General features: G+C 64.1%; 17 protein-coding genes. 5 read left to right on the forward strand and 12 right to left on the reverse strand.

The genetic code is table 11. The annotated features are described in order from the left end of the window. Nucleotides 1-218: 218 nt before the first annotated feature. The 7 genes from E3U47_RS20950 to puuE form a co-directional block, all read right to left on the reverse strand. On the reverse strand, nt 219-1,001 hold the full coding sequence (locus E3U47_RS20950) for an outer membrane protein OmpK (RefSeq protein WP_134693521.1): 783 nt from the start codon (nt 999-1,001) through the stop codon (nt 219-221). A 350-nt stretch (nt 1,002-1,351) separates the two neighbouring features. Next, nucleotides 1,352-2,137 (reverse strand): outer membrane protein OmpK, encoded by a 786-nt coding sequence (locus E3U47_RS20955; protein WP_134693522.1) that lies wholly within the window; start codon nt 2,135-2,137, stop codon nt 1,352-1,354. Nucleotides 2,138-2,278: 141 nt separating this feature from the next. Next, nucleotides 2,279-3,634 (reverse strand): nucleobase:cation symporter-2 family protein, encoded by a 1,356-nt coding sequence (locus E3U47_RS20960; RefSeq protein WP_134693523.1) that lies wholly within the window; start codon nt 3,632-3,634, stop codon nt 2,279-2,281. Between the two features lie 178 nt (nt 3,635-3,812). Beyond that, complete coding sequence (locus tag E3U47_RS20965) at nt 3,813-5,129, reverse strand: urate hydroxylase PuuD (protein ID WP_038705699.1); 1,317 nt, start codon at nt 5,127-5,129, stop codon at nt 3,813-3,815. Between the two features lie 55 nt (nt 5,130-5,184). Continuing rightward, on the reverse strand, nt 5,185-5,688 hold the full coding sequence (locus tag E3U47_RS20970) for an ureidoglycolate lyase (RefSeq protein ID WP_134693524.1): 504 nt from the start codon (nt 5,686-5,688) through the stop codon (nt 5,185-5,187). Nucleotides 5,689-5,791: 103 nt separating this feature from the next. After that, nucleotides 5,792-6,307, reverse strand: a complete 516-nt coding sequence (gene uraD / locus E3U47_RS20975) for a 2-oxo-4-hydroxy-4-carboxy-5-ureidoimidazoline decarboxylase (RefSeq protein WP_134693525.1) — start codon at nt 6,305-6,307, stop codon at nt 5,792-5,794. Then, nucleotides 6,307-7,233 carry an allantoinase PuuE gene (gene puuE / locus E3U47_RS20980; RefSeq protein ID WP_134693526.1) on the reverse strand — a complete coding sequence of 309 codons (927 nt, stop codon included), beginning with the start codon at nt 7,231-7,233 and terminating at the stop codon, nt 6,307-6,309. The genes uraD and puuE overlap by 1 nt, the downstream gene beginning before the upstream one ends. 367 nt (nt 7,234-7,600) lie before the next feature. Between puuE and uraH the strand changes: the two genes are divergently transcribed. Beyond that, nucleotides 7,601-7,954, forward strand: a complete 354-nt coding sequence (gene uraH / locus E3U47_RS20985) for a hydroxyisourate hydrolase (protein ID WP_134693527.1) — start codon at nt 7,601-7,603, stop codon at nt 7,952-7,954. A 185-nt stretch (nt 7,955-8,139) separates the two neighbouring features. Here the strand turns inward: uraH and E3U47_RS20990 are convergent, their stop codons facing one another. Beyond that, nucleotides 8,140-9,489, reverse strand: coding sequence for an NCS2 family permease (locus E3U47_RS20990; RefSeq protein ID WP_134693528.1), 1,350 nt, complete (start codon nt 9,487-9,489; stop codon nt 8,140-8,142). A 355-nt stretch (nt 9,490-9,844) separates the two neighbouring features. Between E3U47_RS20990 and E3U47_RS20995 the strand changes: the two genes are divergently transcribed. Then, entirely contained in the window at nt 9,845-10,600 is a 756-nt protein-coding gene (locus E3U47_RS20995; protein WP_134693529.1) for a GntR family transcriptional regulator, read from the forward strand. A 187-nt stretch (nt 10,601-10,787) separates the two neighbouring features. Further along, nucleotides 10,788-11,486: an aquaporin Z gene (gene aqpZ / locus E3U47_RS21000; RefSeq protein ID WP_134693530.1), complete on the forward strand. Its 699-nt coding sequence runs from the start codon at nt 10,788-10,790 to the stop codon at nt 11,484-11,486. On the opposite strand, the gene guaD is transcribed toward aqpZ, so the two are convergent. The 4 genes from guaD to xdhA form a co-directional block, all read right to left on the reverse strand. Beyond that, a complete protein-coding gene (gene guaD / locus E3U47_RS21005) occupies nt 11,483-12,787 on the reverse strand; it encodes a guanine deaminase (RefSeq protein WP_134693531.1) in 1,305 nt (434 codons plus the stop codon). The genes aqpZ and guaD overlap by 4 nt on opposite strands. Nucleotides 12,788-12,797: 10 nt before the next feature. Next, on the reverse strand, nt 12,798-13,643 hold the full coding sequence (gene xdhC, locus E3U47_RS21010; RefSeq protein WP_134693532.1) for a xanthine dehydrogenase accessory protein XdhC: 846 nt from the start codon (nt 13,641-13,643) through the stop codon (nt 12,798-12,800). A gap of 152 nt (nt 13,644-13,795) precedes the next feature. Then, nucleotides 13,796-16,195 (reverse strand): xanthine dehydrogenase molybdopterin binding subunit, encoded by a 2,400-nt coding sequence (gene xdhB, locus E3U47_RS21015; RefSeq protein ID WP_134693533.1) that lies wholly within the window; start codon nt 16,193-16,195, stop codon nt 13,796-13,798. Then, entirely contained in the window at nt 16,188-17,642 is a 1,455-nt protein-coding gene (gene xdhA, locus E3U47_RS21020) for a xanthine dehydrogenase small subunit (RefSeq protein WP_134693534.1), read from the reverse strand. Before xdhA ends, xdhB begins: the two co-directional genes overlap by 8 nt. Nucleotides 17,643-17,914: 272 nt before the next feature. On the opposite strand from xdhA, the gene E3U47_RS21025 reads away from it, so the two are divergent. Continuing rightward, complete coding sequence (locus tag E3U47_RS21025) at nt 17,915-18,574, forward strand: GntR family transcriptional regulator (RefSeq protein ID WP_134693535.1); 660 nt, start codon at nt 17,915-17,917, stop codon at nt 18,572-18,574. Between the two features lie 4 nt (nt 18,575-18,578). Continuing rightward, nucleotides 18,579-22,067, forward strand: coding sequence for a chromosome segregation protein SMC (gene smc / locus E3U47_RS21030; protein ID WP_134693536.1), 3,489 nt, complete (start codon nt 18,579-18,581; stop codon nt 22,065-22,067). Nucleotides 22,068-22,144 lie beyond the last annotated feature (77 nt).

Below are 22,144 nucleotides of genomic sequence, written 5' to 3' on the forward strand. Positions count from 1 at the left end.
GTGGTGAGCGTCGTCGGCAAGGTATGGCGGGCGCTAAAACCGGCAAACTGAGGCGTCTGGCCGGGGCTTGCCCAGGTTCACCAGTAGGAGCGGCCTGGTGTCGCGAAAAGGGGCGCGAAGCGGCCCCAGGATCTCGACATCATGCAAAGTCGCCGGGGCTGCTGCGCAGCCCTTTCGCGACACAAGGCCGCTCCTACGGGTTATGCACTGGCTTCAGATCAGAAGTGCACTTTCACCAGGAAGCTCATGGTGTTCTGATCGGTAGTGAAGGCATCGCTGTCCTTGATGCCGTACTTGTTCTTCCAGTAGTCGTACTCGATACCCACGTACAACTGCTTCTCGCCCAGGTGCAGCGCTTTGCCCAGGTCGTACTTGACCTGCGGGTTGAAGTGCAGGTTCGCCTGGTAGGTGCCGCGACGGTTCTCGTCGTTGTCCACCACCCAGTCCATGAAACCGTCGATGAGAATGTCGGACGAACCCACCGGGATGGTGTATGACCACACCGGGGTGATCTGCCAGACGTTGTCGCCCGGGCGGCTGCCGTCGGTGGTGCGTTGGTAGAAGTTCAGCTGGAAGTAGTCGAAGCCAGGGATTGCCAGGTCGAAACCGGGGCCGATCAGGTAGGCCTCGGTGTCACCCTCGCCGAACTCGTAGGTCATCGCCAGCAGCACGTCCTTGACCGGGCCGAACTCGAGCTTCTGGTCGAAGATCTTGCCGAACGACAGGCGTGGGCTGAACTCGCCGTAGTAGGTGTTCGGGCCGTTACCGGCGTCCTTCTTGCCCTGATAGAAGATCTTGTCGAAGAAGAAGAAGTTGTCACCGTACTTCCACGCGTCGGCGTGCTCGAAGGTGAAGGTTTGCTGGGTCTCGGGGTTGACCTTGAAGTTCTTGCCCCACAGGTAGGTCAGGCTGTTGTTCTGCCATTGCAGCAGGTCGCCGGCTTGGCTGGCGCCGCAGGCCAGCAGGCCACCGGCGAGGATCAGGCTGTTGATGGTACGCATTGCGAGTGTCGCTCCCTTGAGTTGGATCTGTTGTCAGCGCTCGGGCGCTGTTCTTGTCTTTTGGGTCAGCTTTTTTCAATAGGCCACAGCTGTTTGGCAAGCGCTGCGCCAACTTTTCCACGTTGGCCACAACCATCCTGCTCGACGTCTTTCTTACGGATGAAATGGGTATTTCACGCTGGCAACACGTTGGCCAATCGCCCGGAATCATTGACTTGGCGGTCAGCAAACGCGGGCAGGATCCATCCTGCCCCGATCGAGGGGGCGCGCAGATTACTCACTTGCGCGCCGGGCCTCAAGTGCTCCGTCCTGGAGCACGCTGTCACATCGTTGGGCGAGCGCCCGTCGGGTTAGAAATGCACCTTCACCAGGGCACTGGCGACACTCTGGTTGCTGTCCAGGTTGCCGCGGCTGTCGATGCCGTACTTGTCCTTCCAGTAGCTGTACTCAAAGCCCACGTAGAGCTGCTTGGCGCCCAGGTTCAGGGCCTTGCCCAGGTCGTACTTGACCTGTGGGTTGAACTGCAAGTTGGCGTGATAGGTGCCGCGGCGGGTCTGGTCGTTGTCCACCACCCAGTCGATGTAGCCGTCGATCAGGATGTCGGACTTGCCCACCGGGATGGTGTACGACCAGGCCGGGGTGATCTGCCAGACGTTGTCGCCGGGGCGGCTGCCTTCGGTATTGCGCACGTAGAAGTTCAGGGTGAAGTAGTTGAAACCGGGCACGTTGAGGTCGAAGCCGGGGCCGATCAGATAGGCCTCGTTGTCGCCCTCGCCACGTTCGTAGGTCATGGCCAGCAGCACATCCTTGATCGGGCCGAAGGCCAGGTTGCGGTCGAGGATCTTGCCGAACGACAGGCGCGGACTGAACTCGCCGTAGTAGGTGGTCACGCCTTTGCCGGGGTCGGCCTTGCCGTTGTAGAAGATCTTGTCGATGAACAGGAAGGTATCGCCGTACTTCCATTTGTTGGCGTGCTCGAAGGTGATCGTCTGCTGGATCGAAGGGTTGACCTTGAAGTCCTTGCCATACAGATAGGTCAGGCTTTCGCCGTGCCACTGCAGCCATTCGCCGGCGTGGGCGGGGAGGGTAGCCAGCAAGGTGCTGCCGAGCAAAACGGACGAGGTGATGCGCTTCATGTTGTGATTCCCGGACTTATTGTTTTTGTTTGGGCTTTTTTGGCGCGCAGGCGCCCCGGGCGGCCCATTCCGGCGGGCCGACGGTAATGCGTTACGACAGGGGTGGAGCGGGGCGGCCGGCGAGGCGCCGCCCCTGGTCACTCAATGCTGATGACAGGCGTCGTTGTGCGCGGCACGCTCGGCGCCGCCGAGGATGTTGAACAACAGGTTCAGCACCAGGGCGCTGAGGGTAGCCATGGCGATACCGCTGTGGGTGATCGGTTCCATCCACTGCGGCATCTGCGCGAAGAACTCCGGACGCACCACCGGGATCAGGCCGAAACCGACACTGACCGCCACCAGCAACTGGTTGCGACGATCGGCGATGTCCGCCTCCTGGAGGATCTTGATGCCGGTGGCGGTGACCATGCCGAACATGGCGATGGACGCGCCGCCCAGTACCGCAGGCGGGATCGAGGCGATCAGGAACGCCGCCTTGGGCAGCAGGCTGAGCAGGATCAGCAGCGCGCCGGCCATCACCGTGACGTAGCGGCAGCGTACCCCGGTCATCTGCACCAGGCCGATGTTCTGGGCGAACGAGGAGTGGGTGAAGGTGTTGAAGAAGCCAGCAATGAACGAGGCGCCAGCGTCGCACAGCAAGCCGCGCCGCAGCATCCCCGGGGTCACTTCACGGTCGGTCACCTTGCCCAGGGCGAGGAACATGCCGGTGGATTCGACGAAGATGATCACCACCACCAGGCACATCGACAGGATCGGCGCCAGGCTGAAGGTCGGCATGCCGAAGTGCAGCGGGGTGACCACCTGCAGCCACGGTGCCTGGTCCAGGCCCGACAGGTCGACCATGCCGATGGAGCCGGCCAGGATGTAGCCCAGGCCCATGCCCACCAGGACCGAGACGTTGACCCAGAAACCACGCATGAAGCGGTTGATCAGCAGGATCACCGCCAGCACCAGGCCGGCGACCATCAGGTAGATCGGCGCGCCGAAGGCGGTGGCCTCTTGCCCGCCGCCGGCCCAGTTGACCGCCACCGGGAACAGCGACAGGCCGATGGAAGTGATGACCGTGCCGGTCACCAGTGGCGGGAAGAAGCGCACGACCTTGGACATGAATGGCGCGATCAGCATGCCGAAGAAGCCGGCGGCGATGGTCGCGCCGAAGATCCCCTGCAAACCGACACCGGGCATGCCGGCCATGGCCACCATGCTGCCGACAGCGGCGAAGCTTGCGCCCATCATGACCGGCATGCGAATGCCGACCGGGCCGATACCGAAGGATTGGATGATGGTGGCAACGCCGGCGACCAGCAGGTCGGCGTTGATCAGGAAGGCGACTTCTTCGCGGGACAGGCCCGCCGCCTGGCCGATGATCAGCGGCACCGCGATGGCGCCCCCGTACATCAGCAGCACGTGTTGCAGACCCACCAGGATCAGCTGGAACAAGGGCAGGGGCTGTCGTGGCGGCGCAACAGGGATGTACGCCTTGGGTGACTCGGACATGCAGCACCTCGAGTTTTGTTTTTATTCTCGGATCCAAGCGGGCGACTTCAAGCGGCAGGTTCCCGCCTGAAGTCGAACGCTCGATGCTTGCTTGTTGCGTAAACCTTGAAACAGAGGCCGGGTCTAGCGGCCTCTTCGCGGCACAAGGCCGCTCCTACAGTCTTTGAACGCTGTGTGATCAGTTGACCTGCGCGCCTTTGGCGATCCAGTCGCCGACCAGCTTGCGTTCCTCGACGGTCATCTGGGTGATGTTGCCCAGCGGCATGATCTGGCTGGCGACGGCCTGCGCCTGGATGCGCGCGGCCTGGGCCTGGATCTGCTGCGGGGTGTCGAACATCACGCCGCCAGGTGCGGCGCTGAACAGCGGGCTGGTCGGCTTGGCCGAGTGGCACACGGTGCAGCGTTCCTGAATGACGGTGTGGATCTTGTCGAAGGTTTCACCGCCAGCCTGGGCGGTGGCCTGGGCTGGAGCCTCGGCGGGGGCCGCAGGTTTGGCGGCTTCCTCGGCGCGCAGTTCGGCGGCGGTCTTGCCGCCCACGGCGGTGGCCGGCAGCGGTTGGTACTCGACCTTGGCGGCGGCCTGCTCAGGAGCGCTCGGCAGTGGTTTCGGGCCGGTTACATAGGCCAGGCAGATCATCGCCAGGGCGCCCACGGGCAGGGTCCAGGCGTACTTGTTGCTGTCGTGGCGGGTGTTGAAGTAGTGACGGATCAGTACCGCGGCCACCGCGATCCCGGCCAGGATCAGCCAGTTGTACTGGCTACCGTAGGTGCTCGGGAAGTGGTTGCTGATCATGATGAACAGCACCGGCAGGGTGAAGTAGTTGTTATGGCGCGAGCGCAGCAGGCCCTTGGCCGGCAGCACCGGGTCGGGGGTCTGGTTGTTCTCGATGGCCGCCACCAGCTGGCGCTGCGCCGGCATGATGATGCGGAACACGTTACCGACCATGATGGTGCCGATGATCGCGCCGGTGTGCAGGTACGCGCCGCGACCGCTGAACACCAGGCTGAAGCCCCAGCAGGCGGCGATGATCAGCACGAACAGCACGGCGCCGAGCAGGGCCGGCTTCTTGCCCAGGGGCGAGTCGCAGAGGAAGTCGTAGATGAACCAGCCGGCGATCAGCGAGCCAATACCGATGGCCACGCCTTCGGCACCGCTGAGTGTGCTGCCGGGTGCCAGCAGGTACAGCGTCGGGTTCCAGTAGAACACCACGCACAGCAAGGCAATCCCGGACATCCAGGTGAAATAGGCTTCCCATTTGAACCAGTGCAGGTTCTCGGGCATCTTCGGCGGTGCCAGCTTGTATTTTTCCAGGTGGTAGATGCCGCCACCGTGGATGGCCCAGAGGTCACCCGACAACCCATCGCGCGGGTTGCTGCGGTTCAGGTGGTTCTCCAGCCAGACAAAGTAGAACGATGCACCGATCCAGGCCACGCCGGTGATCATGTGAACCCAGCGAATGCTCAGGTTCAGCCATTCGTGAAGGTGTGCTTCCACAGTATGTACCTCTCGCCGGTCACGGTTCAGGCGGACCTGGGTGACCGACCTTTTCTTATTGGTGGGGATTGAGGATCAACATCTGTTCCTCGGGGAAGTAATGCTCATCGCAGTTGTTGCCGGAACCACTGCGATCAACCACCAGGAAGTCATCCCGCTTTTCGATCGTCAGCACCGGGTGGTGCCAGACGCCGCGATGGTAATTAATGCCCTGCCTGCCATTACTGCGGAAGGCGCGGACCAAGCCTGATACAGGTGCATCGCCAACGGGCGCGACCACGATCAGAAAGGGGTTGCCGAGCAGCGGGATGAAAGCCTGGCTGCCCAGCGGATGGCGTTCCAGCATGCGCACGGTCAGCGGCATCTCCAGCGCGTCGGCGCGGAAGATGCTGATGATCGCCTTGTCTTCCGGCTCGGCGGTCTCGACCGTGGCGAGCTTGTGGAAGCGCATGGTCGAGCCGTTGTTGATCATGAAGTGGTCGCTGCCGTCGGTTTCGATCACGTCACCGAAAGGGGCGAAGGCTTCTTTGCTCAGGGGCTCGATCATCAGGGTGCGCATGCGGTTATCTCTTCTATTCGTTGTTCTGGATTTTGGTGGCTTGGCGGGCCGGGGCCCTGGGTGCGGACGCGTCACGCACTCGGGCCAGGGCGCTGCCAGTGCCTTACAGCTGCAGCAGGCGGAACAGCGCGATCAGGTTGATCTGCGCCAGGGCCTCCTTGAACTCGGCATCGGTGTCGTTGTGGATGCGCTGTTCGAAGGCGGCGAGGATCTGGTGGCGGTTGCTGCCCTTGACCGCCATGATGAACGGGAACTGGAACTTGGCCTTGTAGGCGTCGTTCAGCTCGGTGAAGCGGGCGAACTCCTCGGCGGTGCACTGGTGGATGCCGGCGCCGGCTTGTTCGTTGGTGCTCGATTCGGTCAGCTCGCCCTGGATGGCGGCCTTGCCGGCCAGGTCCGGGTGAGCATTGATCAGTGCCAGTTGCTCGGCATGGCTGGCGCTGAGCAGGATGTCGCTCATGCGTTGATGCAGCGCCTCGATCTCGTCCAGCTCGGCCAGTTGCCCCAGGTCGTAGGCTTTCTCGGCGACCCACGGCGAGTGCTCGTAGATGTCGGCGAAGGCCGCGACGAAGGCGGCGCGGTCCAGGGTGGAGGGCTTGAGGGTCTTGAAGGCGGTCATCAGGCGTTCTCTTTCTTGTACGGGTGGGTGGCGTGCCAGTGGCGGGCGATGTCCACGCGACGGGCGAACCAGACCTGCTCGTGGCTCTTGGCGTAGTCGACGAAGCGCTTGAGCGCGGCCAGGCGCGCCGGGCGGCCGACCAGGCGGCAGTGCAGGCCGATGGAGAGCATCTTCGGTGCCTCGGCGCCTTCCGCGTAGAGCACGTCGAAGGCGTCCTTCAGGTACTGGAAGAACTGCTCGCCGCAGTTGAAACCCTGCACCTGGGTGAAGCGCATGTCGTTGGTGTCGAGGGTGTAGGGGATCACCAGGTGCGGCTTGCCGGTGGGGTTGTTCGGCTCCCAGTAGGGCAGGTCGTCGTCGTAGGTGTCGCTGTCGTAGAGGAAGCCGCCTTCCTCCATCACCAGGCGCCGGGTGTTCGGACCGGTGCGGCCGGTGTACCAGCCTTGCGGGCGTTCGCCGGTAAGCTCGGTGAGGATGCGGATGGCTTCGAGCATGTGCTCGCGCTCTTGCGCTTCATCCATGTATTGGTAGTCGATCCAGCGGTAGCCGTGGCTGCAGATCTCGTGGCCGGCCTCGACCATGGCGCGGATCACGTCGGGGTGGCGCTGGGCGGCCATGGCCACGGCGAAGATGGTCAGCGGCACGCCGCTGTCCTTGAACAGTTTGAGCAGGCGCCATACGCCGGCGCGGCTGCCGTATTCGTAGAGCGATTCCATGCTCATGTTGCGCGCGCCCTGCAGCGGCTGGGCAGCGACCATTTCGGAGAGGAACGCTTCGGACTCTTTGTCGCCATGCAGGATGTTGCGCTCGCCACCTTCTTCGTAGTTGAGCACGAAGGACAGTGCAATGCGGGCATTCCCCGGCCATTGCGGGTGAGGTGGGTTGTTGCCGTAACCGATCAGGTCGCGAGGGTAGTCAGCGCTCACTGCAGTCTTCCTTCTTGTACGTATGTGCGAGTGGTGGGCGGGCCGCGTCGGGATGTCGCACCACCGGATGGGCTGATTGTATACAACTTCTGAAATCTTTTGTAAGCCTGTTTTTCCGCATTTCTGCCCTTTTGTCGGTTGGAGAATCCTTGCAAGAAACCTGCCCGATTGGTCAGCTAATGGTGTGAGGGTCGGCATGGGACGTGTCTTTGCGACTGATGGGCTGTTCAGGTCGTGCTGGCGCAAAGGAGATAAAAAATTGTGTACAATTTGTCGTTCAACTGTCTTAATGGCGTCATTCCCGCACCGCTGCCAGGCTGTAGCCGTGTATTTTTTGCCCACGTAGACGACAAGAGGCGACAAGCAAATGGGACGTTTGACCACACACGTACTGGACGCCGCGCATGGCTGCCCGGGCAGCTCGATCACGGTCGAGCTGTACCGCGTCGAAGGCCAGCAGTTGGAACTGGTGAACACCGCCCTGACCAACAGCGATGGTCGCGTCGACGCGCCGCTGCTGCAGGGCGACGATTACCGCACCGGCGTCTATCAATTGCAGTTCAGCGCCGGTGACTACTATCGCGCCAAGGGTGTGAAGCTGCCGGACACCGCGTTCCTCGATGTTGTCGTGCTGCGCTTTGGCATCGACGAGCAGCAAGAGCATTACCATGTGCCGTTGCTGATCTCGCCGTACAGCTATTCGACCTATCGTGGAAGCTAGTTGGTCGCTAGAAGAATCTTCGTAGGTCCTTGGCCCGCTCTCACACTGGCGGGCTTTTTTTCGTCTGCTGTTTTTGCAGTTGCCAATCTGCCCTTCGGGTGCTCCTACAGGGGATGTGTGGAAGCAGGCATGCCGAGCAGGCAAAAAGAAAGGGCGCCGAGGCGCCCTTGGTTGTTGCTGCGAGGTCAGAGGAACACGAACTTGGCAATGAAGATCGCGCACAGCACCCACAGGCTGGCCGAGATCTCCTTGTACTTGCCGGTACCCGCCTTCAGCGCCACATAGCTGATGAAGCCAAGGGCGATGCCGTCGGCGACCGAGAAGGTCAGCGGCATCATGATCACCGTGACGATCGCCGGAATGCTGTCGGTGGCTTCATCCCACTCGATATGCGCCATGCTGCCCATCATCAGCATCGCCACGTAGATCAGCGCGCCAGCGGTGGCATAGGCTGGGATCATCCCGGCCAGCGGGGCGAAGAACATCGCCGCGATGAACAGGATCCCCACCACCACGGCGGTCAGGCCGGTACGTCCACCTGCCGCGACACCCGCGGCACTTTCCACGTAGCTGGTCACCGGTGGCACACCAACCACCGCGCCGAAAACACTGGAGGTGCTGTCGGCCTTGAGCGCCCGCGACAGGTTCTCGATGCGCCCGTCCGGTGCCACCAGGTTGGCCCGCTGGGCCACGCCCATCAGCGTGCCAGCGGTGTCGAACATGTGCACGAACAGGAACGCCAGCACCACGCTGATCATGCTGACGTTGAACACGCCGACCACGTCCATGGCCATCCAGGTCGGTGCCAGGCTCGGCGGCATCGACACCACCCCGCCGAACTTGACCAGGCCCAGACCCCAGCCGGCCAGGGTGACGCCGATGATGCTGATCAGGATCGCGCCGAACACCCGCTTGTAGCTGAGGATGGCGATCAGCAGGAAGCACACGGCCGCCAGCAGCGGGCCGGGCTCATGCAGCGAGCCCAGCTTGACCAGGGTTGCCGGGCTGTCGACGATGATGCCGGCGGTCTTCAGGCCGATCAGCCCGAGGAACAATCCGACGCCGGCCCCCATGGCATGGCGCAGGCTCAGCGGGATGCTGTTGAGCAGCCACTCACGCACGCGTGAGACGGTCAGGAACATGAACAGCACGCCTGAGACGAACACCGCCCCCAGCGCCGTTTCCCAGTTGTAGCCCATGGTGCCGACCACGGTGTAGGTGAAGAAGGCATTGAGCCCCATGCCCGGCGCCAGGCCCACCGGCCAGTTGGCGTACAGGCCCATCAGCAGGCAGCCCAGCGCGGCGGCGATGCAAGTGGCGACGAACGCGGCGCCGTGGTCGATGCCGGCGTCGGCCATGATGTTGGGGTTGACGAAGATGATGTAGGCCATGGTGATGAAGGTGGTCACCCCGGCGATCAGCTCGGTGCGGACGGTGCTGCCATGCTGTTTGAGTTTGAAAATCCGCTCCAGCCAGCCCGTTTCGAGCGGTGGGGCGAGATCCAGCGTAGGTGCTTCGGATTTGCGGCTTTCCACAGCGAGTACTCCTCAAGTCTTTCTTGTTGTTCGAAGCCGGGTCCTGAGCCATGCACTGGGGGGCTTCGCGAGGGGGTGTGGCAGACGTCCGACCATTTTGTTGACTTTTGGGTCAGGAAGTTGCTCGCAGGATTATGCTTTTGTGTACAAATAATGCAAATAATGTTTTATCTTTTGTGCGTACAAACTGCCGTACAACGGCTATATAGGTAAAAGGCCACCTGCAGAAACGGGTCAGCCTGTGTACAATGGCGCCATACCTTGGCCCACTATCTTCTTCCTGGACTTGCCATCCCCCCGCTGACAGGTATTACAGTCACGGTCCGACTGGCAGACCCTTCGTGCTCGAGAGCTCATGAACGAACAGCTGCAACCTCTGAAAAAACCTGCGCGCACTGGCAAGGCCGGCCGCAGCGGTACCCAGGACGACATCGTCTACGCGCACATCTTCGAGGCGATCCTCGAGCAGCGCCTGGCACCGGGCACCAAGTTGAGCGAGGAAGCGCTGGGCGAGATCTTCGGCGTCAGCCGCACCATCATTCGTCGCGCCCTGTCGCGCCTGGCCCACGAAAGCGTGGTGCTGCTGCGGCCCAACCGCGGCGCGGTGGTGGCCAGCCCGACGGTCGAGGAGGCGCGCCAGGTGTTCTTCTCCCGGCGCATGGTCGAGCGTGCCATTACCGAGCTGGCGGTGCAGCACGCTACCCTCGAGCAGCTCAACGAACTGCGCCACATGGTGCGCGAAGAACGTGACAGCTTCTCCCGCGGCGACCGTGGCGCCGGCATCCGCTTGTCCGGCGAATTCCACCTCAAGTTGGCCGAGGCCGCCGGCAACGCACCGCTGGTGAGCTTCCAGCGCAGCCTGGTATCGCAGACTTCGCTGATCATCGCCCAGTACGAGAGCGGCAACCGTTCGCACTGCTCGTACGACGAGCACATGCAACTGATCGACGCCATCGAGGCACGCGATGCCGAGCAGGCGGTGAGCCTGATGATGCATCACATGGACCACATCGACAGCAAGCTCAACCTCGACGAGGAAAGCGCTTCGGACGACCTGCATGCGGTGTTTTCCCACCTGCTGAAAAAGCCCAAGGTCAGCGTCAAGGGTTGATCGTTTGCCTGTATGAGCAAGGGGCCGCCTCGCGCCCCATCGCCGGCTTGCCGACGATGGGGCGCGAGGCGGCCCTTGTCGTTACTGGTCATTTGCCGGGGTCCTGATAGATTTACTAGTTGCAAACCCCTTTTCAATGTGGTTGGGCTTGCGCAAACGTTGCGTCCAATGACTTGAGGAGAGGTCCATGACTACTTCCCTGGGTGTGCGCATGGGTGCCGAGCTGGTCGGTACCTTCTGGTTGGTACTCGGTGGTTGTGGCAGCGCGGTGCTGGCCGCCAGTTCGCCGGTCGGCATCGGGGTGCTCGGCGTCGCGTTCGCCTTCGGCCTGACCGTGCTGACCATGGCCTTCGCCATCGGCCATATCTCCGGTTGCCATCTCAACCCCGCCGTGTCGTTCGGCCTGGTGGTGGGTGGGCGGTTTCCGGCTAAAGAATTGCTGCCCTACGTGGTTGCCCAGGTGATCGGCGCGATTCTCGCCGCGGCGGTGATCTATTTCATCGCCAGTGGCAAGGCCGGCTTCGAGCTGGCCAACGGGCTGGCTTCCAACGGTTATGCCGAACACTCGCCGGGTGGCTACAGCCTGGCGGCGGGCTTTGTCAGCGAGGTGGTGATGACCGCGATGTTCCTGGTGATCATCATGGGTGCCACCGATGCCCGGGCGCCGGCTGGGTTCGCGCCGATCGCCATTGGCCTGGCGCTGACCTTGATCCACCTGATCTCGATCCCGGTCACCAACACTTCGGTGAACCCGGCACGTAGCACCGGGCCTGCCTTGTTCGTCGGCGGCTGGGCGCTGCAACAGCTGTGGCTGTTCTGGCTGGCACCGCTGATCGGCGCGGCGATCGGCGGTGCGCTTTATCGAGGCCTGGCGAAACAGCCTTAGCGCTGGTGCACGCAACGCCCGGCGGCGTAGGTCTCGCGCACGGTGCGGTCGTCGCCCAGGGTGGTGAGCACGAACAAGGTCTCCTCGATGCTTCTGGACTGCTGCAGGCGGTAGTCCAGCAACGGGGTGGCCTTGTAGTCGAGCACCACGAAGTCGGCGTCGTTGCCCGGGCGCAGGCTGCCGATGCGGTCGTCCAGGCGCAGGGCGCGGGCGCCGCCGAGGGTGGCCAGGTACAGCGACTTGTACGGGTGCAGGCGCGCGCCTTGCAGCTGCATCACCTTGTACGCCTCGTTCAGGGTGTTGAGCAGCGAGAAGCTGGTGCCGGCGCCGACATCGGTGCCCAGGCCGACATTGACCTTGAAGCGCTCGGCCTGGGGCAGGTTGAACAGGCCGCTGCCGAGGAACAGGTTGGAGGTCGGGCAGAAGGCGATGGCCGAACCGGTTTCGGCCAGGCGCTGGCATTCGCTGTCGCACAGGTGCACGCCGTGGGCGAACACCGAGCGCTCGCCCAGCAGCTCGAAGTGGTCATAGACGTCCAGGTAGCCTTTCTGCTCGGGGAACAGCTCCTTGACCCAGTCGATTTCCTTGAGGTTCTCCGACAGGTGGGTGTGCAGGTAGACGCCTGGGTGCTCCTTGAGCAACTGTCCGGCGGCGGCCAACTGCTCCGGCGTGCTGGTCGGGGCGAAGCGCGGGGTCACCGCGTAGTGCAGGCGGCCCTTGCCGTGCCAGCGCTCGATCAGTGCCTTGCTGTCGCGGTAGCTGGATTCGGCGGTGTCGGTGAGGTAGTCGGGGGCGTTGCGGTCCATCATCACTTTGCCGGCGATCAGGCGCAAGTCCAGGCGTTCGGCCTCCTCGAACAGGGCGTTGACCGACTCCGGATGCACGCTGCCGAACACCAGCGCGGTGGTGGTGCCATTGCGCAGGAGTTCCTTGAGGAAGATCTTCGCCACCTGGTCGGCGTGAGCCTTGTCGGCGAACTGCTTCTCGCACGGGAAGGTGTAGGTGTTCAGCCAGTCCAGCAACTGCTCGCCGTAGGAGCCGATCATGCCGGTCTGCGGGAAGTGGATATGGGTGTCGATGAAGCCTGGAGTGATCAGTGCGTCCTGGTAGTGTTCCACGACGATATCGCCAGCCAGGCCCGGCAGCAGCTCGCGGGCATGGCCCAAGGCGCTGATGCGGCCGTCATCGACCACCAGCAGGCCGTCTTCATAGTATTCGCAGGACGCCTCCAGGCCGACCTCGGCGGGGTCGGCGATGCTGTGCAGGATGGCGGCTCGGTAGGCTTTGCGGGTTGCGCTCATGAGGCTCTCGTCAAATGGCTTGGCTGCGCCGGGACGGCGGCAGCAACTGGGCGATGGGGCCTGCGTTGGCGCCAGCGTCATGCTGGCCGAAGCAGGCGTTGTAGGTGGCGATGATTTCCCCGGCGATCGACACGGCGATCTCGATCGGCAGCTTGCCCTTGACCTCGGCCAGGCCCATCGGGCAGCGCATGCGCGCCATCAGCGCGTCTTCGAAGCCGCGCTCGCGCAGGCGGTGCTCGAACTTGACACGCTTGGTCTTCGAGCCGATCAGGCCGAACCAGGTGAAGTCGTTGCGCTTGAGGATCGCGGCGGTCAGCTCCAGGTCCAGCTGGTGGTTGTGGGTCATGACGATGCAGTAGCTGCCGGCGGGTAGGTCGGCGACTTCGTCGACCGGCTCTTCGCTGACGATTTTGCTCACCCCATTGGGGATGACCTCGGGGAATTCCTGTTCGCGCGAATCGATCCAGCGCACCCGGCAGGGCAGCGCGGCGAGCAAGGGTACCAGAGCCCGGCCGACATGGCCCGCGCCGAACACGGCGATCTCGGCCTGCACCCCGGTCATCGGCTCGAACAGCAGCACGGTGGCGCCGCCGCAGCACTGGCCGAGGCTGGCGCCGAGGCTGAAGCGCTCCAGGTGCGGGGTGCTGCGGTGTTCCTCGAGCATCTGCCGGGCGATGTGCAGGGCCTTGAACTCCAGGTGGCCGCCGCCGATGGTGTCGTATAGCGCGCTGGCGCTGACCACCATCTTCGAGCCGGCGTTGCGCGGCGTGGAGCCGCGCTCCTCGATGATGGTCACCAGCACGCAGGGTTCGCCGCGCGCTTGATGCTCGGCGAGGGCGTTGATCCATTGGTGCATGTCTTCAATCCTCCTCGTGCCCTTTGTAGGAGCGGCCTTGTGTCGCGAAAGGGGCGCGAAGCGGCCCCAACATCTGTGCAGCGATGAAGATTTCTGGGGCTGCTACGCAGCCCTTTCGCGACACAAGGCCGTTCCTACAGGGTCCCGCGTTTTCAGTGGGTGACAGTTTCCAAAGCGGGCTCCACAGGCTGCTGCGCAGCCACCGCCTTGCGCATCTGCTCGCAGCCCCACAGCACCCGCTCCGGCGTCGATGGCGCGTCGATGTTCGGTTGTACCCGGTAGTCGGCGATGCTCGCCACCGCATCCTTGATCGCGCACCAGGCGGCGATGCCGAGCATGAATGGCGGCTCGCCCACGGCCTTGGAATGGAACACCGTGTCCTCGGGGTTCTTGCGGTTCTCCACCAGCTTGACCCGCATGTCCAGCGGCATGTCGGCCACCGCCGGGATCTTGTAGCTGGCCGGGCCGTTGGTCATCAGCTTGCCCTTGGCGTTCCACACCAGTTCCTCGGTGGTCAGCCAGCCCATGCCCTGGATGAAGCCGCCTTCCACCTGGCCGATGTCGATGGCCGGGTTCAGCGAGTCTCCCACGTCATGCAGGATGTCGGCGCGCAACATCTTGTACTCGCCGGTCAGGGTGTCGACGATCACTTCCACGCAGGCGGCGCCGAAGGCGTAGTAGTAGAACGGCCGGCCACGGGCCTGGGCACGGTCGTAGAAGATCTTCGGCGTGCGGTAGAAGCCGGTGGTCGACAGCGACACCTGGGCGAAGTACGCCTGCTGCACCAGTTGCTCGAAGCTGATGATCTGCTCGCGCACGCGCACATGGCCGTTGCGGAACTCGACGTCTTCCTCGGTGACGTTGTAATGCCGCGCGGCGAACTCGGTGAGGCGCTTCTTGAGTATCTCGGCGGCATTCTGCGCGGCCTTGCCGTTCAGGTCGGCACCGCTGGAGGCGGCGGTGGGCGAGGTGTTGGGCACCTTGTCGGTGTTGGTGGCGGTGATCTGGATACGGTTGAAGTCCACCTGGAACACCTCTGCCACCACCTGGGCGACCTTGGTGTTCAGGCCCTGGCCCATCTCGGTGCCGCCGTGGTTGAGGTGGATGCTGCCGTCGGTGTAGATGTGGATCAAGGCGCCGGCCTGGTTGAGGAAGGTGGCGGTGAACGAGATGCCGAACTTTACGGGGGTCAGCGCCAGGCCTTTCTTCAGCACCGGGCTGTTGGCGTTGAAGCGACGGATCGACTCGCGGCGCTCGTGGTAGTCGCTGCTGGCCTCCAGTTCGGCGGTCATCTCGTCGAGCATGTTGTGCTCGACGGTCTGGTAGTAGTGGGTGACGTTGCGCTCGGTCTTGCCGTAGTAGTTGGCCTTGCGCACCGCCAGTGGGTCGAGGGCCAGGTGGCGGGCGATATGGTCCATCACCTGCTCGATGGCGACCATGCCCTGCGGCCCGCCGAAACCGCGGTAGGCGGTGTTGGAGGCCGTGTTGGTCTTGCAGCGGTGGCCGTGCACGGTAGCGTCGCCCAGGTAGTAGGCGTTGTCGGAGTGGAACATGGCGCGGTCGACGATTGAGCCGGACAGGTCCGGCGAGTAGCCACAGTTGCCGGCCAGATCGAAATTGATCCCGTGCAGGCGGCCTGTGTCGTCGAAGCCTACGTCGTACTCGACATAGAACGGGTGGCGCTTGCCGGTCATGGTCATGTCCTCGACCCGCGGCAGGCGCATCTTGGTTGGCTGGCCGGTCAGGCGCGCGATCACCGCGCACAGGCAGGCCGGGCTGGCAGCCTGGGTCTCTTTACCGCCGAAACCGCCACCCATGCGGCGCATGTCGACGACGATCTTGTGCATCGGCACGTCGAGCACCTCGGCCACCAGCTTCTGCACCTCGGTGGGGTTCTGCGTGGAGCAGTAGACGATCATGCCGCCGTCTTCGCTGGGCATTACCGAGCTGATCTGGGTTTCCAGGTAGAAGTGCTCCTGGCCACCGATGTGCAGGGTGCCCTGGATACGGTGCGGGGCACTGGCCAATGCAGCGGCCGAGTCGCCGCGCTGGTGGGTGTGGCTGTCGAGCACGAAGTGCTTCTTGCGCAGGGCCTCGACCACGTCGAGCACTGGCTCCAGGTCTTCGTACTCGACGATGGCGGCCATGGCGGCGCGGCGGGCGGTGTCCAGGTCGCGGGCGGCCACGGCGAGTACCGGCTGGCCGAAGAACTCGACCTTGTCGATGGCCAGCAGCGGGTCGCCGGCGACCACTGGGCCGATGTCCTTGAGGCCTGGGATGTCTTCATGGGTGATGGCGATACGCACGCCTTCGAACTGGTAGCAGGGCGTGGTGTCGATGCGCAGGATACGCGCGTGGGCGCGGTCGGCGGTGCGCGCATAGACGTGCAACTGGTTGGGGAATTCCAGGCGGTCGTCGATGTACACCGCCTCGCCGGCCACGTGCTTGTCGGCGCTATCGTGCTTGAGGCTGCGGCCGACCCCGGTGGTCAGGCCCTGGCTGAACAATGCGGCCATCTCGGCCTGGCTCTTGACGGCGTGATGGTTAGACATAGGCGTTCACCCGGGTTTCGATGTGCGGTGTTTGCAGTTCGATGAAGTACTTGCGCAGCAGGTTCTGCGCGGTCAGCAGGCGGTACTCGCGGCTGGCGCGGAAGTCGCTGAGCGGGGTGAAGTCCTCGGCCAGGGCCTGGCAGGCGCGTTCGACGCTGGCCTGGTTCCAGGGCTTGCCGCGCAGCGCGGCTTCGCAGGCGCGGGCGCGTTTCGGGATTGCCGCCATGCCGCCAAAGGCGATGCGCACGCCGCTGACCACGCCGTTGTCGAGGCTCAGGTTGAATGCCGCGCACACCGCGGAGATATCGTCATCCAGGCGCTTGGACACCTTATAGGCGCGGAACGTCCAGTCGTTGCTGGCGCGCGGCACGATGATCTTCTCGATGAACTCGCTGTCCTGGCGCGCGGTGATGCGGTAGTCGATGAAGTAGTCCTCCAGCGCCAGGGTGCGTTGGCGCTCGCCCTGGCGCAGGACGATCTGCGCATCCAGGGCGATCAGCAGGGGCGGCGAATCGCCGATCGGCGAGGCGTTGCCAATGTTGCCGCCCAGGGTGCCCTGGTTGCGGATCTGCAGCGAGGCGAAGCGGTGCAGCAGGGCGCCGAAGTCGGGGTATTCCTCGTTGAGCGCGGCGTAGCAGTCGGTCAGCGGGGTGGCGGCGCCGATCTCCAGGTGGCTGGCGCGCTTGTCGATGCGCTTGAGCTCGGCGACATGGCCGACGTAGATCATCACCGGCAAGGTGCGGTGGAACTGGGTGACCTCCAGGGCCAGGTCGGTGCCGCCGGCCAGCAGCCGGGCTTCGGGGTGCGAGCTGTACAGCTCGGCCAGGTCGGCCACGGTCAGCGGCACCAGGCAGCGCTTGTCGCCGCTGTTGAGCTCGCCGGTCTGTTGTGGGGCGATGGCCTTGAGGCGGGCGATGGTCTGTGCCTGTTGGGCGTCGAACTGGTCGCGGCAGGGGCGCGCGCAGCTCTGTTCGGCGGCGTCGAGGATCGGCCGGTAGCCGGTGCAACGGCACAGATTGCCAGCCAGTGCTTCCTGGGCCTGGTGCAGGTCGTGGCCGCTGCTGTTCTTCTGCAAGGCGAACAGCGACATGACGAAGCCTGGGGTGCAGAAGCCGCATTGCGAGCCATGGCAGTCGGCCATGGCCTGTTGCACGCTGTGCAGTTCGCCCTGGTGCTTGAGGCCCTCGACGCTGATCAGCTGTTTTCCGTGCAGCGACGAGACGAACGTCAGGCATGAGTTCAGGCTGCGGTAGCGGATGCTGTCGCTGCCCTGTTCGTCCTGTAGCAGTTCGCCGACGACCACGGTACAGGCGCCGCAGTCGCCGCTGGCGCAGCCTTCCTTGGTGCCGGGCTTGCCCAGGTGCTCGCGCAGGTATTGCAGCACCGTCATGTTCGGGTCCAGGGCGTGCTCGCTGCGCAGCTCCTGGTTGACGAGAAACTGGATCACGGGGGAGGGCCTCGCAATGGTTTTATTGTTGTTCGGGCGGACTCTAAGCAACGCTTGACCTTGTGGTCAATGATTTTCTGACCCAAAGGTCAAGATTTTGCTCGAGCCCTTTCCAAACCGCCTCATCGAGCCTTTTCCCAAGCATAGTTCGCGGCGTGGCCCACGCTCGACCCGACAGTCGCACAAAGCACCTCGTCGCGCTGCGCGAGCGCAGGGCAAGTGCGCTACAATCGCGCCCTTGTGCACAGCTACCCAGATCGCGAAGGAAAACCATGACGTTCAAGGCGCCGGACAGCCTCTCCGAGCAAATTGCCCACTACCTGGCCGAGCGGATCATCCGCGGCGAACTCGCACCCGGCGAGCGCATCCAGGAGCAGAAGGTCACCCAGGCCCTCAACGTCAGCCGCGGCTCGGTGCGCGAGGCGCTGCTGATCCTCGAACGTCGCCACCTGGTGGCGATCCTGCCGCGTCGCGGCGCCCATGTGACCGAGCTGGACGAAAATAGCGTGCGCAGCCTGTGCACCCTGATGGGCGAGTTCTACATCTTGCTGGGCAACGCCGTCGCCGAGCATTGGCGCAGCGACAGCGACCTGCGCCCGTTCCTGGAGATCCAGCAGCGTTTGCAGCAGGCCCACGTCGGCAAGGACATCAAGGCCTTCGTCGCCGACAGTTTCGCGGTGATGCGCGCGGCTTATCCGTTCGCCAACAACCCGTACCTGCAGGAGACCGTCGAGAACCTGCAGCCGGCCATGAGCCGTGCCTATTACCTGGCCCTCGACCAGCGCCAGGCCAGCATGGTCGACTACCTCACCCTGTTCGCCAGCCTGCTCGAGGCGGTGGTCGCCCGCGACCTGCCGCGCATCCGCGAGGTCCTCACCGCCTATTGCCAGCGCAGCTGCGAGCTGGTGCTGGCGGCGCTGGCGCGAGCCTGAAGCCATGCGCCTGAAGTGCATTCGCCTGGCCGGGTTCAAGTCGTTCGTCGACCCGACCACCGTCAACTTCCCCAGCAACATGGCGGCGGTGGTCGGCCCTAATGGCTGCGGCAAGTCCAACATCATCGACGCGGTACGCTGGGTGATGGGCGAGAGTTCGGCGAAGAACCTCCGTGGCGAGTCGATGACCGACGTCATCTTCAATGGCTCCACCAGCCGCAAGCCGGTCAGCCAGGCGAGCATCGAGCTGGTGTTCGACAACAGCGACAACAGCCTGGTGGGCGAGTACGCCGCTTATGCCGAGATCTCGATCCGGCGCAAGGTCACCCGTGACGGTCAAAACACCTATTACCTGAACGGCACCAAGTGCCGGCGCCGGGATATCACCGATATCTTCCTCGGCACCGGCCTGGGGCCGCGCAGCTACTCGATCATCGAGCAGGGCATGATCAGCAAGCTGATCGAGGCCAAGCCCGAGGAACTGCGCAACTTCATCGAGGAAGCGGCGGGGATCTCCAAGTACAAGGAGCGCCGCCGCGAAACCGAAAACCGCATTCGCCGCACCCAGGAAAACCTGGCGCGCCTGACCGACCTGCGCGAGGAGCTGGAGCGCCAGCTCGAACGTCTGCACCGCCAGGCCCAGGCTGCCGAGAAGTACCGCGAGTACAAGGCCCAGGAACGTCAGCTCAAGGCGCGCCTGTCGGCCTTGCGCTGGCGTGAACTGGATGCCCGCGTGCGTCAGCGAGAGACGGTCATTGGCGACCAGGAGATCGCCTTCGAGGCGCTGGTGGCCGAGCAGCGCAACGCCGACGCCAGCATCGAGCGCTTGCGCGATGGCCATCACGAGTTGTCCGAGCATTTCAATCAGGTGCAGGGCCGTTTCTATTCGGTGGCCGGTGATATTGCCCGGGTCGAGCAGAGCATCCAGCATGGCCAGCAGCGCCTGCGCCAGTTGCAGGACGACCTCAAGGAAGCCGAGCGCACCCGCCTGGAAACCGAGTCGCACCTGGGGCACGACCGCACCTTGCTGGCGACCCTCGGCGAAGAATTGGCGATGCTCGAACCGGAGCAGGAGCTGACCCTGGCCGCAGCCGAGGAGGCCGCCGCGACCCTGGAGGAAGCTGAGCTTGGCATGCATGGCTGGCAAGAGCAGTGGGACGGTTTCAACACCCGCTCCGCCGAGCCGCGCCGCCAGGCCGAGGTGCAGCAGGCGCGCCTGGCGCAGCTCGAATCCAGCCTGGAGCGCCTGGCCGAGCGCCAGCGCAAGCTCGGCGAGGAGGGCGAGCAGCTCGGTGGTGATACCCAGGACACCGAGACGTTCGATCTGGGCGAGCAAGTGGCCAGCAGCGAGTTGCTGCTCGAGGAGCTGCACCTGCAAGAGCAGCAGGTGGTCGAGCGCCTGGAAGGGTTGCGCGAACAATTGCAGCAGACCAGCCAGGCGCAACAGCAACAGCAGGGTGATCTGCAGCGCCTGGGCGGGCGCCTGGCCTCGCTGGAGGCCTTGCAGCAGGCTGCGTTGGAGCCCGGTGTAGGGGCCGCCGACTGGCTGCGCGCCCAGGGCCTGGAGCAGTGCCCGCGCCTGGCCGAGGGGCTGCGGGTCGAGCCCGGCTGGGAGCTGGCGGTGGAAACGGTGCTTGGCGCAGACCTGCAGGCCGTGTTGCTGGACGACTTCGCCGGCCTGGACTTCGCCGCGCTGGAGCAGGGCGATCTGCGCCTGCTGCTGGCCGTGGACGAGGGCTCGCGCGTTGCCGGCAGCCTGCTCGACAAGGTCGAGGGGCGGGCCGATCTGTCGGCCTGGCTGGGGCAGGTCAGGCCGGTTGAAACGCTGGAGCAGGCGTTGGCGCAGCGGGCGTCGCTGGCTGCTGGGCAAAGCCTGGTCAGCCGCGACGGATACTGGGTCGGGCGGCATTTCCTGCGGGTCAGCCGCGGGGGTGAGTCCCAGGGCGGCGTGCTGGCCAGGGGCCAGGAAATCGAACGCCTGGCCCAGGAGCAACTGGAGCAGGAGGCGTCGCTCGAACAGCTTGACGAGCAACTGCAGCGCCTGCGTGAACAACAGCTCGACCTGGAGGAGCAGCGCGAGCAGTTGCGCCGTCGCAGCCAGGACGAGAGCCGCCAGCACGGTGAGCTCAAGGCGCGCCTGTCGGCTGGCCGAGCCCGGGCCGAACAGCTCGAACTGCGCCGCCGACGCTTGCACGAAGAATTGGCCGAGCTCCAGGAGCAGCGCGCCCTGGAGCACGAGCAGTTGGGCGAGGCGCGCCTGCTGTTGCAGGAGTCACTCGACCTGATGGCCCAGGACACCGAGCAGCGCGAGCAACTGATGGCGCGCCGCGACACCCTGCGCGAAGGCCTTGACCGGGTCCGCCAGGAAGCCCGCCAGCATAAGGATCACGCCCATCAACTGGCCGTGCGCCTGGGCTCGCTGCGCGCCCAGCACGACTCCACCCGCCAGGCCCTCGAGCGCCTGGAGCAGCAGGCCGCGCGCCTGAGCGAGCGCCAGGAACAACTGAACCTGAATCTGGAGGAGGGCGAGGCGCCGCTCGAAGAGCTGCGCCTGAAGCTCGAGGAGCTGCTCGAGCGACGCATGAGTGTCGATGAGCAGATGCGCCAGGCCCGCCTGCACATGGACGAGGCCGACCGCGAACTGCGCGATGCCGAACGCCGCCGCACCCAGGCCGAACAGCAGTCGCAGATGCTGCGCGGCCAGTTGGAGCAACAGCGTCTGGAGTCCCAGGGGCTGGATGTGCGGCGCAAGACCCTGCAGGAACAATTGCTGGCCGACGGCTACGATCTTCAGGGCGTGCTCGCCACGCTCGAGGCCGATGCCAGCGAGCAAGGCACCGAGCAGGAGCTGGAGCAACTCGAGGCGCGTATTCAGCGCCTGGGCGCGATCAACCTGGCGGCCATCGAGGAGTACGAACAGCAGTCCGAGCGCAAGCGCTATCTGGATGCCCAGGACGCCGACCTGGTCGAGGCGCTCGATACCCTGGAAAACGTCATTCGCAAGATCGACAAGGAAACCCGTAACCGCTTCAAGGATACCTTTGATCAGATAAATGCCGGATTACAGGCACTTTTCCCAAAAGTTTTCGGTGGCGGCAGCGCTTATCTGGAACTGACGGGCGAAGATCTACTCGATACAGGGGTGACGATCATGGCGCGCCCGCCGGGCAAGAAGAACAGCACCATCCATTTGCTGTCCGGCGGCGAGAAGGCATTGACGGCACTGGCACTGGTGTTCGCCATCTTCAAGCTGAATCCGGCGCCGTTCTGCATGCTCGACGAGGTCGACGCGCCGCTGGACGACGCCAACGTTGGCCGCTATGCGCGACTGGTGAAGGAAATGAGCGAAACCGTGCAGTTCATCTACATCACCCATAACAAGATTGCCATGGAGATGGCGGATCAACTGATGGGGGTGACCATGCACGAGCCGGGTTGTTCACGTCTTGTAGCAGTTGATGTGGAAGAGGCCATGGCCATGGTTGACACATGAGGTGTATGAAAGAGGTCGATCTTGTAGGCAATTTCCTCGGCAGATGCGACAGACGGTGTAAAGTTGCCTTTGGTCGT

The sequence above is a fragment of the Pseudomonas sp. RIT623 genome (genome assembly GCF_004519305.1).
Taxonomy (GTDB): Bacteria; Pseudomonadota; Gammaproteobacteria; order Pseudomonadales; family Pseudomonadaceae; genus Aquipseudomonas.